This window comes from Pseudomonas sp. 8 R 14, assembly GCF_900005955.1.
Taxonomy (GTDB): domain Bacteria; phylum Pseudomonadota; class Gammaproteobacteria; order Pseudomonadales; family Pseudomonadaceae; genus Aquipseudomonas; species Aquipseudomonas marginalis.
Genome location: NZ_CVTH01000064.1, coordinates 1 through 12,784 on the forward strand (window position 1 = coordinate 1; position 12,784 = coordinate 12,784).

Sequence of the window (12,784 nt, forward strand, 5' to 3'; positions counted from 1 at the left end):
GTAACCGTCCGAGCAACACATCTTCCTGATGCCATCGGTTAAGGCGATGGTGTCCACCTAAATTTAAGTGGACACCATTTTTAGCCTTTTTAAGCGGACGCCCATGCCACAAGAACGCCGTTCCTATTCCAAGTCCTTCAAGGCCCAGGTCATTACTGAGTGCGCCCATCCTGACACTTCAATTGCCAATGTCGCCTTGACCCACAACCTCAATGCAAACCTCGTCCATAAATGGATTCGGGTGCATGCGCAGAAAAACCTGGCACTGCAAACTGCCTTCATCCCGGTCAAGACTTCGCCGCCGGTGCCGATGCATCAGGCCCTTCCTGCCACGATCCGAATCGAAGTGCCGCATCCAAAAGGTGTAGTCGTGGTGAGTTGGCCAGCAGAAAATGCAGCGGCGTGTTCTGCTTTCCTACGAGACCTGCTGCGATGATCCGCGTCGATTCCATCTGGCTCGCCACCGAGCCCATGGACATGCGCGCCGGCACTGAAACCGCGCTCGCACGAGTCGTGGCGGTGTTCGGTGCGGCGAAGCCGCACTGTGCCTATCTGTTCGCCAACCGCCGCGCCAATCGAATGAAAGTGCTGGTGCATGACGGCGTGGGGATTTGGCTTGCCGCCCGGCGTTTGAATCAAGGACGCTTCTTCTGGCCGGGTGTGCGACACGGCTCCGAAGTTGAGTTGGATGCCGAGCAACTTCAGGCCCTGGTGCTCGGTTTACCTTGGCAGCGCGTCGGTGCAGGCGGAATCATCTCGATGCTTTAACATCTGCCATGGCGTGCTTGCCAGCGCAATTGGCCCATCAGTCTATCGTCGCCATCAGCCCTCTCTGGCAAAATCGGCGGCATGACTTTGCATCCAAATCTCGATCAATTAAACCCTGAACAACTGCGTGCCCTGGCGGCGCAGTTGATCCAGCGCGTCGAGACAATGGACAAGCAAATCACTCATCACAAGTCGGTCAACGAGAAACTGGCCCACGAGATCGCGCTGCTCAAACGCTTCAAGTTTGCCAAGCGCAGCGAGCAGTTGAGCCCGGATCAAGCCAGCCTGCTCGACGACTTGATCGATACGGATATCGCCGCTATCGAAGCCGAACTTGAGGCGCTGCAACCGGCACCTGTCGAAGCCAAAGTGCGCCAGCAACCCAAGCGCGCACCGCTGCCACCGCAGTTTCCTCGCACACTGATCCATCACGAACCGGACAACAGCCACTGCCAGTGCGGCTGCGCCCTCAAGCGCATCGGCGAAGACGCCAGCGAAAAGCTCGACTACACGCCCGGCGTATTCACCGTCGAGCGTCACATCCGTGGAAAGTGGGCCTGCGAGCAGTGTGAAACGCTAATCCAGGCGCCGGTACCGGCGCACGTCATCGACAAAGGCGTCCCGACCGCAGGCCTGCTGGCCCACATCATGGTGGCCAAGTTCGCCGACCATCTGCCGCTGTATCGCCAAGAGAAAATCTTCGGCCGCGCCGGGCTGCCCATCGCCCGTTCGACACTGGCGCAGTGGGTGGGTCAAACCGGCGTACAACTGCAACCGCTCGTGGAAGCACTGCGCGAGGCAGTGCTGGCCCAGCGAGTCGTCCATGCCGATGAAACACCCGTGCAGATGCTGGCACCGGGTGAAAAGAAAACGCACCGAGCGTATGTCTGGGCCTACTGCACGACACCATTCTCGGCACTGAAGGCGGTAGTCTACGACTTCAGCCCGAGCCGTGCTGGCGAACATGCGCGCAACTTCCTGGGCACTTGGAACGGCAAGCTGGTCTGCGATGGCTTCGCAGGCTACAAGGCCGGCTTCGAAGGGGGCATCACCGAAATCGGCTGCATGGCCCATGCTCGCCGCAAGTTCTTCGACCTGCATGTGGCGAACAAAAGCCAACTGGCCGAACAGGCGCTGCACTCAATCGGCGGCCTATACGAGGTTGAACGAAAGGCCAAAGAGATGAGCGATGAAGATCGCTGGCGATTACGTCAAGAAATGGCGATTCCTATCGCGGAGAAGTTGCATGAGTGGATGCTGGCTCAGCGCGAACTTGTGCCCGAGGGCTCGGCCACAGCCAAGGCTCTGGATTACAGCCTGAAACGCTGGGTAGCGCTGACGCGCTACCTCAATGATGGTGCTGTGCCCATCGACAACAATCGGGTCGAAAATACGATCCGGCCTTGGGCCCTTGGCCGTTCGAATTGGCTCTTCGCCGGATCACTGCGCAGCGGTAAACGAGCGGCGGCAATTATGAGCTTGATTCAATCGGCACGCATGAATGGGCATGATCCGTTCGCGTATCTCAAGGATGTACTGACGCGGTTGCCGACACAGAGGGCCAGTGCAATTGACCAATTACTACCGCATCAATGGGCACAGGGCTCCTAACACGCTATGAGCTACATTCAGTCCGACGCGTCTGAATCTAATGGTGTCGATGGAGGTATTTGCCATGCGGGTTTTTTGTCATCCTGACTGTCGAAAATACGCCGCGCCTTGCGGAAATCCTCAACGTTCTCGACAACCCAAGTCCAGATAGGTGACATGCGGATCAACAGTCCCATACCCAGCGGCGTCAGCTCATACTCGACACGTGGCGGAATCTCACCGAACTCCCGCCGAACCACTAGCCCATCCCGCTCCATGGAGCGTAGCGTCTTGGTTAACATCCGCTGAGTCACCCCAGTCATCTGCCTTTTTATTTCGGCATGGCGCATCGTGCCGTAAACCCCCAGGGCATGCAGAATACCTAACGACCAGCGGCTACCTGCGTGAGCAAGCACTTCTCGTCTGACGCCATCATCGTCTTCTCTAAGCGTTCGGCAAATTGTTTCTGCCTGGCTGAGAGCCTCCTGATCGGTCATTTCATTCTCTGGTATCACAGGTGTGCCTTCTTACGAACGTTGCCTAATCGTGCAAGCATTTGTTCATCTTACAGGCAACAGGTCTCAGGAGAAATCATGACCGAAGTGACCCAGCTTTCCCCCCAATCCATTCTCGTTCTAGGCGCCGGTGAGCTTGGGCTGCCGGTTCTGCGCAATCTTGCGCGAGTAGCAAAGCGCGCGCCCGGCTCCACAATCAGCGTCCTGCTCAGGGATTCGACCATCAACACTCAGGTGCCCGAGAAAAAGGTCGAAATCGATGAGCTTCGAGATCTTGGCATCCAGATGGTGGCCGCAGATCTCGTGAATAATTCAATCGATCAGTTGGCTGAAGTGTTCGCACGGTTCGATACCGTAATAGGCTGCGCAGGCATGGTTGCAGGCCGGGAAACCCCGATGAAGCTGGCTACAGCAGCTCTCAAGTCCGGTGTGAAGCGCTACTTTCCTTGGCAGTTTGGTGTCGACTTCGAGGTAATCGGTCGGGGCAGTCCTCAAGATCTGTTCGATGCTCAGCTTGATGTACGCGAATTGCTTCGCGCCCAGGATAAAACTGAATGGGTAATCATCTCGACGGGTATGTTCACCAGCTTTCTATTCGAGCCAGTATTCGAGGTGGTTGACTTCGAAAACGATACCGTGAACGCGCTAGGCAGTCTTGAGACCAGCGTGACGCTCACGACTCCAGAAGACATTGGTGCGTTGACAGCGGAAATTGTTTTCTTCGAACCTCGCTTCCGCGATCAGATTGTGTACCTCTCGGGAGATACAGTGACGTACGGAGAGGTTGCGAGCCTCCTCGAACGTGTACTGGGTCGCCCGTTCAAACGTAACGTGTGGACTGTTCCGTACTTGCTCCAAGAATTGGAGAGAGACCCAACGCATCACATCAAGAAGTACCGCGCTGTGTTCGCCCAGGGCAGAGGCGTGGCCTGGCCTAAAGCAGGCACTTTCAACGCGCAGCAGTCGACTCAAGTCACGACCGCTGAGGAGTGGGCCCGTGCAAATCTGGCAACCTCATCAGCATAAGGGCAGTAGCTGAACGAACGTTCTCGCGCTCGGAGTTGACCTGCTAAAAAGCTCCTCAGTCTGATAATGGGCGCTGATAACCGAAGCTAAGGCGCGGAGAATGGGTCTGGTAATCCAAGACGACCGAATCTTTATCTTATCCGCACCATCTGCCGAGGTCTGAGGCGTCCCACTTCACTATCTATTGAGTTTTCTAAGCGCGAATTCCGAACCACGGTGACTTAACCAAGCGCTTACTAAAGCCTTGCAAATGAGCGTGGTTTTGAGGAGCACGGGGGAGAATGGTGTGGTCAAGGTGTGTCTGCCGGACGCTTACCTAAAGGACTTCGCCATGCCCCAAGTTATCAGCGCCGCTTACTACCGACCTAGATTCGCCAGGAGCGCTTGCGCATGGTTAATGATTGACGGCATTGGAATTGAGCAATGGCTGTCCACTCATCTCGAATGGTCAGACGTCGCAAGCCTTGGTCTTTCTCTGATCTGGCTTATCGACGAAGACGAAGGCGCTCTTGCGAACCGTCGCATCATCCCGGCGGAGGATGGAAGCTCCACAATAGTGCCGTTGCTGGTCTGTAGCGATGACATGAATTTCGACTGTATCGTCTTGGTCGCTGAGCAGGTAATCGAAGGTGACACCGTACACTGGCGGCGCTTTGGTCGTAGTATTTCGGACAAACTGGAAGTTGGAATCTCGACAAAATGGATTGCGGAGAGCAAGCCGATAAGCTTTGCGTTGGAGGACTTCCAAAACGCATTGGAGCAGTTCACTCAGCTGTCGAAGACGAAGCCAGACAACCATAGCGATGCACCCTTAAGCCCTCAATAGCCTAGCTTACGTTGCATCATTCTTATCGCTATCCGGCCCACTACCATGCTGAAATGTTGCGAGCACGTAGCCCGAATTAACAGTGGTCATACATGCTTCCAGAGGACACGCTGGAGCAGCCATCCTAGTAGAATTCGTCGATCTGATTACCGCCCCCTTTGAGATGTTCTATGAGCTCTGAATTAACTGAAGAAGAAATGCGTCGTGCCCTATTCGGTACGCCTCAGCCCGAAGACCAGGTGTCTGCGCCTCAAGTACAGGAGCCTGAGCCAGAAATGGTACCTACAAAGCCAGCAGAAGCTCCCCAAGTGAAGAAGAAAGTGGCGAAAGCATTTACGCCAAGGCTGAGGGTCACGTTACGTGTTGGAAACGAGTTTGAAGGGAAAATGATCGAATTGATTCACGAGGCTGATACGTTGAGCTCGTTGCTTGCTGAGCAAGAGGCTGTGAAGGCTGCTAGGAAGAAGTACAAGTACGTGGATGTCGTATCGGTTAAATCGATGTAGACGACGCAACTGGGCCGATGAGCTCTCTATCTCTAACGAGCGCCCTCCTTGGCTCTGCTCTCTATCTGCATCAACTCGGTGGCGTTGTCGACGAACAGCCCGTCACTTGTGGGTAAGTCTGGCAAACAAGCATAATTTTATTTTTGGGCTCAAAGCCATGATCAATCATGCAGCGTTGCACTTCTGCAGTGCGCCCGATGCTGGCGACGTCCAGATTCGACCCAAGTGGTTTCGCATAGCCGCACGCATACATCACTGGCAGGGCTTCACTATCGTTGGCTACCTCGAATTCGAAATGGCGTGATGCTCCCGCTTTACGCCATGAGACCTGCATACGTTCATCCCGACCAGAATTAGGCTTGATTGGATGAAATGCTTCATCTTCTACAAACGGTAACGCTTCGAGCTGCGACAAACTAAGCGGACGACCCTGCCTTTTTTCGACGCAGGCTGGCATATTCTCCATTATTTCACAGTATTCAAAGCCGTCCTTGCGAGTAAAACCGAGGCGCTGCATACATTGAAAGTGAATTATCTGTTCGTTTATTGGGAAATGGTTTTGTGGCCCTGCCACAGGGTCGCCACATTCTGCCATTGCGGCTCTTACACCATCTACAGAGGTCGAAGTGCGTTCCCATCGGGTGAATTCCGGTGATGGGGGGCAGCCGGTGAGTAAAAGTACCGATGAGATCAGGACTGGGATGGTTATGATCTGAGACTTGCTGAACATATTTTTTCCTTAATTTATGTCAGGCCACACGAATGATGCCCAAATCCTGGGGGCACCCACTGAGTTGAAAGGCTCAGCAGCGCCGCAGTTGCCTTCCATCAACGTTACGATACGTACCGCGCAGGTTAATCATTCTTCGACTTCTGACTCCCCCGGGAGCGCCTTAACAAGTTCTAGGCCCTGATTACGGACGCTACCGGCCAATAACAGTCGTTCAGGAGAGTGCACCCATGGAGTTCGCGGAGATGATGCAAGACTTCAGCGAAGCGGGTGTATCGATCAAGCAGCTGCGATCGAAATCGGACAAAGGGATTGCCAAAACTGATGACGACCAGCACCGCCGTGACCCAATGCGCGACTAGTCGCATCACCGGGACAAACTCGAAGCCCCAAGTCTGCCGCAAAACGCTGGTCGCGGATTGAAGCAGAGGCATGCCCAACGATGATCAGCTTCTGCTGCAGATGGCGTACGAGATGCCAGGCCAAAGGTTCGCGGATCTCCAAGCAACCTTGGATCTGATGGAAACCATTCGAACGCTGTGTAACTAGGGCCTCTCGAAGCGCTGTAAAGCCATCAACTCCGATGACCGACTTGTGAACACGGATAGGATTATTCAGCCCAGGACGACGCTCGTTGGCGCTTACATTCGATCGAAGGATTACAGGGAGATCATCCCTATAAGCTTCGCAGGCAAGAGACCAGACCGGGCTATCAGACAGTGGGGTCATAGGATCCGAGTCGGCTCGCATTATCTATAATTGGCAACATAGCCCCATGCGCGGTCAGAATTCAGGTGCACCCTATAAACCAATTTTTTAACGTGTTAATCACAGCAGTTTACAGTGTAGAAATTTGGTTTACAGGCCAGAATTTTCAACGTGCGTACAGGGTCAGCAAATGCGTTTCGTTAGAAATTTGACGGTGACGGACGTTTGCAGACGCCTGTTGTACGAGACGGGTGGAATTTCAGACGGACTGATCCCCGCAAAAAAGCCCTAGTGGTTTGACGTCAAAGCGTAAGCAGCAGCCTGCGGCTGCAAAGGAAAGCGATTTCTCCTTGGCCCCCGGCTCACCCATTCCAACCTCAGCTTCACACCAGCCCCTCAAACCGTGTGATCTAGAAGCCGTAAATATCAGATGTAAAAGCCGGTGGGATCCTTTGAGAAAAGCGGTGCCTGGGCCACTGCAGTTTTTCTCTTGCTCTCAAATATAAGAACTCCGTCTCGCTTAAAAATTTTCAAGAGGGGGGGGTGAATAAGTTGTCGCAAATTTGAATCTTTTGTCGCATTAATGAACTTTTGTCTGGCGCCGTCCGAGAAACTCACCGATCCGAACTATCGAGGATGACTTCAAATGGATACGACCAAGGCGGATCACGTTCAAGTGCCGAGCCTCACACCGGATAGTGAACAGTTGCCTTAGCTAAACGGTACCGTGAGCAGCAAACTGCGATGACTGGGGGATTGATGGGGGCATATTTGACGCGTTGTACCGCGCTCCGACGAGACCAGGAAATGGCTGCCATGCCCCAATCCGCCCGGCCAAATCCGACGGTTGTTGAGTGTCAGCGTCAACTGGACACTTATGACCAAGTGCGCGAGCGGGTGTCGTCAGCCAACTCAACGCTAAGTGAGGTGCCAAATTTCCACCTTTCACACGCCCAAATCAGCCGCAAACAGGACGTCTCGGAGCGCCGGCACGACTTGATTGCCTAGTACGAGGCGGCGAAGCAGGTACTGTTCGACGTGCTCTCTGAGGCGACCACGCAATTCAACATAAGCGTGCGAGCTCTGACCATGGCCGTGGGGCCACTGGCGCATTAGCGCTTGCCTTAAAACCTGAAAAGCCTCGTCACCTACTGCACTCGGGTACAGGCGCTGCATCTCATCGAACCCGGCGCTGCGCTTATAGCTAGCCAAGGCCTCACCCAACACCTTGCTCAGAGACTTGCCGAAGACCTGCCAAGACTGTTCCCAGAGCAACTTTACTACCTCATCCTGCACGCTAACCTCATTTATTATATTTCGCCGTTCCCAGCCCACAGCTGGTTGCCCTTCACTTTCTCAGAGCAAGCTGATGAAAATCGAATTCGATCTTAACCAGAACGATTTAGAGGCCCTCCTACATCACTGTCAGTCGCACACGCCTGAAAGCGGTGATCCTCGGGAAGACCGACGTTTGGAGTACGCCCTCGCAGTTCTAAAAGAAGCGCTACTCGAAGCTAACGCACTGAAGTGACCATGAAGCCCGCCCAATATATCAATAACCAGAACTACTTCGATCTAGGCATCGTGAATCGCTCAGCAACCTGCACTTTGCCTGACACGCAAAAGTGTCAAGACAGACTTACCCCGGTCAAAAAGTTTGCGAGATTGCGATGTGTTTTGTAATGAACGCAAAAGCAACGTCTTTTGGCAGAAATGACGATCCCCGGCCAGCCCCTTGCCTTGCCTACCGGCAAGACCTGCAAGGGCCGGAAAAACCAAAGATCAAAGCCCAAATCAGCCTTCATATACCGCGTGGTGACCCATGCTCAGCAGTTGACCGAGCTCCACCATCAAGCCCACTCGCTACCGATCCCCAAGTGCGTGTGCTCGGGGTCATCGCACTATCAACTCGGGCCAGGGTTGGGAGGAGAGTTATTGGCCCATTTGCGTGCCGGTAGTCCCGCACGCCTCTGCGGCTAATGTCTGTACTTCGGCATAGGACAGACCCTAAGATCTAAAGCCATCAAAAACCCATGGAGTGTTGATCTTGCCAAGCGTATTTTTTTCATACTGCCATGCCGATGAAGCGCTCCGTGATCAGCTGGAAAAGCAGCTATCGATGCTCAAGCGCCAAGGCGTTATCGACACCTGGCACGACCGCAGGATCGGCGCAGGTCAAGAAATCGATTCAGCCATCGACAACCACATCAACAGTGACGAAATCGTCCTTCTCCTGGTTAGCCCGGACTTCATCGCCTCAGATTATTGCTACAACATCGAGATGACTCGCGCTATGGAGCGCCACTCGGCAAATGAAGCGATCGTCATTCCTGTGATTTTGCGCGCGTGTGATTGGCACCATGCTCCCTTCGGCAAGCTGCTTGCCACGCCCGAGGATGGTAAACCCGTCACCCTTTGGCCTGACCGTGATGTAGCTTTCCTGCAAGTAGCGCAAGCGGTACGCAAAGCTGCAGAACGATGCCGCCAGGATATGACCAGTCCTGCATCGCAAATCTCGCGCGCGGCGCCGGCCACTCCACAGCCCCCCTCCCAGTCAGCGATTACTAGCCCCCGGTCGAGTAACCTTCGAGTTGCAAAAAGCTTCACCCAGCGGGACAAAGATCAGTTCTTGATGGACACCTTCGAGTACATCGCACGCTACTTCGAGAACTCCCTGCAAGAGCTTCAAGCCCGTAATCCTGGCTATGAGGGCGTGTATCGTCGAGTCGACGCCAATCGCTTTTCTGCGGTCATCTACAAGGACGGGCGGGATGTTGCTAGGGGGACGGTGTTTACAGGAGGTCAGATGGGTGCCGGGATTTACTACAGCCAAGGCGATACGTTCGCGGGCAATAGCTACAACGAATCTCTTTCGGTAAATGCAGATGATCAAACCCTGTACTTGAAAACTCTAGGCATGTCCCACTATTCCGGACACGACCAGAAGCTGTCTCAAGAAGGTGCTGCGGAGGCGCTCTGGGGAATCGTCATTACACCATTGCAACGCGGGAGGTAACCCTTCCTGATCAACCTCAGAGGCGTAGTCATGCCGTAAAGGCGTGACGAGCACCTAGTGTGCTGACCGCTTCGTATGATGTTTAACATCACTTGGGGCGCTTCGAAGAAATAAGGGCATCGAAGGCCTCTTGGCGGGAACATCCCTCCCGCATCCTCGCGATCAGGAATTCCGCATCCAACCCCGCGGGGTCAAAAAACTCTCTGGCATGCCGGACGATGTCCAACCAGAGCTCAAAAGGGACTGCTGTGCTATCACCATTTCTGTACCGATAACTTGGACGCTGAAGCAATAACGGCACTCTTACCACTAGGTCGTCACACAGCCGTTGAAAAATTTGGAAGGGTGTGTCGCTCATCCCGATTATGGAGGGATGGGTGAGGCGGCTGATCGATTGGATAGCGGACTCGGTATCGACGGTGTGCAGGTTCGATAAAAATCGTACATCGGCCTCGAACGCCGCTGGCCCGATTGACGCTAGTAGTCGTTCAACAGATTCGAGTTCTGAAAGGTTGTCACGCCCCAGCGTTCTTACGTGCTGCTCCATCATTCTCCTCCCGCTGACTAATTCCCTGCTTTCCACACTCAATAGACCACTTTGACCTACTGGAGGAGCATCGCGGGCATTTGGGGAATTGCTTTTATTCGTCATCGAGTGCCGATCGATGTTGTTCGACGTGAGCGACTTCGCGCTCCCAAGCCTCTAAAAAATCAATCCAATCATGCCAGTAGAATCCTGCCTCCACACGAGCTGCGGGCCCCAGAGCCACCGCAAAGCGGGATTTCCAAGGTTCTGGGATATCTGCGTTCCGAATAATCCAGCACCCTACAGGATGAGCCTCCCTAGGCAGCCAAACCAGCTCAGCGTGGTCGAGATGGCAGGCGCTCAATGGAACTTCACGATCAAGTCGTTCAAGCTCATCCAATCGTTCCAGGATCGCCCGTGCGCTTTGATCGCCTGGTACCAGTTCAGCGAGCTGCCATAGCGCCTTCCTTCGTTCTCGTTCTCGTAGCCAGATATCACTCATCACGACGCCCTGGGAGCACGTAAGTACTCATGGTTAGTTGAGTTGGTGCGGCGCAGTGTCAGTTAGCCTTATCCATGGATTGCTAGTCCAGCTACGCCACCCAAGCGAAGGTCGGACGGGAGGTAGGGAGTCAGCTTCATAAGTTAGCGGCCTCTCGACTACCGCAGCCGAAACGCATGTCCAAACGACATTGGCGGAAATTAACGAACGTTGATTCCGTGCTTCGCGAAATCGCTGAGGAGTGTTTTGCGACTCAGCATTGCAGGAAGCTTGAAAATGTTCCTGTATCCGTACCAGAGGCCCATTGGCATGATCACCAGACCAAGGCCAAATGTGGCCGTAGCAGCGATAATGGCCGCAGGAATTGAACCGAGCGAGAACACCACGCCTTTCAATACTGTCGACCTAGCGATCAAGCGGATGTCATCCAAATCGTATTCGACTTTTCCGTTTTTGTTTTCAAACGCTAGCACCACAATGGACTTTTTGGAGGTTCTTTTGAAATACCAGGTTCGTGGAATCTCGGTCGCCATCGCACCATGAGTTTTCAGGTATTTCGGAACGACTACCTGCTTAAAATAGAAGGTTTCGCCGTTTTCATCTTCAAGTCGCACTCGACTGTAAAGAGCATCAAGATCGCCTTGCGCTTGTACGTCATAATTCTTTATTGTCACTGTTATTTTTTCGAGGTCAGCCATTTTTCATCCTTATGCGCATTGGTTCTCTACAGGCGCGGCTATCTAAAGATCCATCGAACGCTGCCTGATGGCGTCGTTCATGCGGTAAACGTTGGGAATGAAGTTGAGGTTAATTGTCCTTTTCTTCATCCGGCTCGGTGCTACAAATAATCGGGGCCTCTAGACTTTCAACAGTCGTGCTCGCTTGTGATCACGTAGTGATCTCCTCCGACAGTACGAACCAGCTTGAAGCCATCCCTCTCGTCGACGCATTGCACAGGATGCGTCGCAACTGTCATACCGTTTTCAGACACTCCCGATTGGTCGCTGTAGACAAGCGCGACGTATCGCTCCCCTACCCTTGCAGCATTGAAAAGATAAGCGTCGACAACGACCGCCCAGTCGACGTGCTGCGCCCGGATGACCTCTGGGGGCATATCTTGGAGGGCGCCCTGACGCTCCTCGACCACCCGGCGGTCTGGCACCCAATCACAATTAGACATCTGCTTGATTCTCGACAATTGATAAAACTATTACGAACGACGAGCGATTACACCGCCTCCTCTTCCAGTAGGCTCGCTGTACGCGGTGCGATTTAGTAAATAATTGGAAGAATTGAGTGAGCCTCCAACCGTAGTCACGCTGCGTACGCAAAACCATACCCAAGGCTGTGCATGCTGAGCCCGCAGTGCCCTAACACGCCGCTGATTGGCGCGCCGGCCAGTGCAAGCGAGATCACTGACAGCAACCGGTACAGTTTTATACATCATATGACGTGTAACTGTACAAGGCAACGTGGCTACATCCTCTCTTTTGAGGACATCATCTTGTTGAAGCCAGCACTGGCAGCGGTCGTTCGAGCAGTTCGAGGGAATCTAGGCTTCACTCAGGAAAACCTTGCCCATGCAGCATCGCGCACATACCTGAGCAAAATCGAGAACGCCGAAAGCAGCCCCACCATTGATAAATTCGTGGAACTTGCCGAGGCTCTCGGCATGAGCCCTTTGGCTTTCATGGCACTGATTCTCTCGACACGGGATAAGACCCCCTCCTCGGCTTTGCTCGCAGAGGCAGCAGAGGAGCTGAAGGCGCTACAAAAACGCGTCAGCGACGACGATATTGCCGCGCACCTTGCTGGAATTGATCTAGTGAAGCGGCCTGCTGCTAGACCACTGAATCTGGTAAAGCTGAAACAAGTGCAGGAGTGCAAAGAGATTGGCTTGAGCAAATCAGAGACCGCGAGGCGGCTCGGGATAAGTCGATCAACAGTGGGGTTTCTTTGGGAGCGATCGGTGCCAGTTGAAGGCTGAGTCAGAGAGAAGCTTGAAGCATGCTAGGGCATACCAAGCCTAAGGAGTCAGCCACCGTTACAACGGAAGATGGTCTGCAAACTT

Annotated in this window: 15 protein-coding genes; 9 read left to right on the forward strand and 6 right to left on the reverse strand. The window is 53.8% G+C overall.

All coding sequences use genetic code 11. The features are described from left to right. Nucleotides 1–103: 103 nt before the first annotated feature. The 3 genes from BFQ01_RS32315 (at nucleotide 104) to BFQ01_RS16770 (ending at nucleotide 2,379) form a co-directional block, all read left to right on the forward strand. A complete protein-coding gene (locus BFQ01_RS32315; protein WP_003173944.1) occupies nucleotides 104–436 on the forward strand; it encodes an IS66-like element accessory protein TnpA in 333 nt (110 codons plus the stop codon). Beyond that, nucleotides 433–768, forward strand: a complete 336-nt coding sequence (gene tnpB / locus BFQ01_RS32925) for an IS66 family insertion sequence element accessory protein TnpB (protein ID WP_003177794.1) — start codon at nucleotides 433–435, stop codon at nucleotides 766–768. Before BFQ01_RS32315 ends, tnpB begins: the two co-directional genes overlap by 4 nt. Nucleotides 769–849: 81 nt before the next feature. After that, entirely contained in the window at nucleotides 850–2,379 is a 1,530-nt protein-coding gene (locus BFQ01_RS16770; RefSeq protein WP_042944682.1) for an IS66 family transposase, read from the forward strand. 17 nt (nucleotides 2,380–2,396) lie between these two features. Here the strand turns inward: BFQ01_RS16770 and BFQ01_RS16775 are convergent, their stop codons facing one another. Beyond that, nucleotides 2,397–2,855: a winged helix-turn-helix transcriptional regulator gene (locus tag BFQ01_RS16775; protein WP_003429427.1), complete on the reverse strand. Its 459-nt coding sequence runs from the start codon at nucleotides 2,853–2,855 to the stop codon at nucleotides 2,397–2,399. A 96-nt stretch (nucleotides 2,856–2,951) separates the two neighbouring features. Here BFQ01_RS16775 and BFQ01_RS16780 point away from each other — a divergent pair, with 96 nt between their 5' ends. The 3 genes from BFQ01_RS16780 (at nucleotide 2,952) to BFQ01_RS16790 (ending at nucleotide 5,231) form a co-directional block, all read left to right on the forward strand. Continuing rightward, nucleotides 2,952–3,899 carry an aromatic alcohol reductase gene (locus BFQ01_RS16780; protein WP_003173940.1) on the forward strand — a complete coding sequence of 316 codons (948 nt, stop codon included), beginning with the start codon at nucleotides 2,952–2,954 and terminating at the stop codon, nucleotides 3,897–3,899. Nucleotides 3,900–4,230: 331 nt separating this feature from the next. Next, nucleotides 4,231–4,725 (forward strand): hypothetical protein, encoded by a 495-nt coding sequence (locus BFQ01_RS16785; RefSeq protein ID WP_065926198.1) that lies wholly within the window; start codon nucleotides 4,231–4,233, stop codon nucleotides 4,723–4,725. A gap of 170 nt (nucleotides 4,726–4,895) precedes the next feature. Then, nucleotides 4,896–5,231, forward strand: a complete 336-nt coding sequence (locus BFQ01_RS16790; protein WP_065926142.1) for a hypothetical protein — start codon at nucleotides 4,896–4,898, stop codon at nucleotides 5,229–5,231. 70 nt (nucleotides 5,232–5,301) lie between these two features. Here the strand turns inward: BFQ01_RS16790 and BFQ01_RS31605 are convergent, their stop codons facing one another. Further along, nucleotides 5,302–5,961 carry a hypothetical protein gene (locus BFQ01_RS31605; RefSeq protein WP_082463614.1) on the reverse strand — a complete coding sequence of 220 codons (660 nt, stop codon included), beginning with the start codon at nucleotides 5,959–5,961 and terminating at the stop codon, nucleotides 5,302–5,304. A 230-nt stretch (nucleotides 5,962–6,191) separates the two neighbouring features. Here BFQ01_RS31605 and BFQ01_RS32930 point away from each other — a divergent pair, with 230 nt between their 5' ends. Next, entirely contained in the window at nucleotides 6,192–6,323 is a 132-nt protein-coding gene (locus BFQ01_RS32930; protein ID WP_256097745.1) for a hypothetical protein, read from the forward strand. A 1,291-nt stretch (nucleotides 6,324–7,614) separates the two neighbouring features. On the opposite strand, the gene BFQ01_RS16795 is transcribed toward BFQ01_RS32930, so the two are convergent. Further along, the gene (locus BFQ01_RS16795; protein ID WP_065926143.1) at nucleotides 7,615–7,965 is read right to left on the reverse strand and encodes a hypothetical protein; all 351 of its coding nucleotides are present in this window, start codon (nucleotides 7,963–7,965) and stop codon (nucleotides 7,615–7,617) included. Between the two features lie 751 nt (nucleotides 7,966–8,716). Between BFQ01_RS16795 and BFQ01_RS16800 the strand changes: the two genes are divergently transcribed. Beyond that, the gene (locus tag BFQ01_RS16800) at nucleotides 8,717–9,685 is read left to right on the forward strand and encodes a toll/interleukin-1 receptor domain-containing protein (protein ID WP_065926144.1); all 969 of its coding nucleotides are present in this window, start codon (nucleotides 8,717–8,719) and stop codon (nucleotides 9,683–9,685) included. A gap of 88 nt (nucleotides 9,686–9,773) precedes the next feature. Here BFQ01_RS16800 and BFQ01_RS16805 read toward each other — a convergent pair whose 3' ends face one another. From BFQ01_RS16805 to BFQ01_RS16810, 3 genes are all read right to left on the reverse strand, one after another. Continuing rightward, entirely contained in the window at nucleotides 9,774–10,232 is a 459-nt protein-coding gene (locus tag BFQ01_RS16805; protein WP_065926199.1) for a hypothetical protein, read from the reverse strand. A gap of 94 nt (nucleotides 10,233–10,326) precedes the next feature. Then, nucleotides 10,327–10,713 (reverse strand): hypothetical protein, encoded by a 387-nt coding sequence (locus BFQ01_RS32590; protein WP_176718752.1) that lies wholly within the window; start codon nucleotides 10,711–10,713, stop codon nucleotides 10,327–10,329. Between the two features lie 200 nt (nucleotides 10,714–10,913). Beyond that, nucleotides 10,914–11,411: a hypothetical protein gene (locus tag BFQ01_RS16810; RefSeq protein WP_065926145.1), complete on the reverse strand. Its 498-nt coding sequence runs from the start codon at nucleotides 11,409–11,411 to the stop codon at nucleotides 10,914–10,916. A gap of 653 nt (nucleotides 11,412–12,064) precedes the next feature. Here BFQ01_RS16810 and BFQ01_RS16820 point away from each other — a divergent pair. Continuing rightward, nucleotides 12,065–12,700, forward strand: coding sequence for a helix-turn-helix domain-containing protein (locus BFQ01_RS16820; RefSeq protein WP_256097747.1), 636 nt, complete (start codon nucleotides 12,065–12,067; stop codon nucleotides 12,698–12,700). Nucleotides 12,701–12,784: the final 84 nt, after the last annotated feature.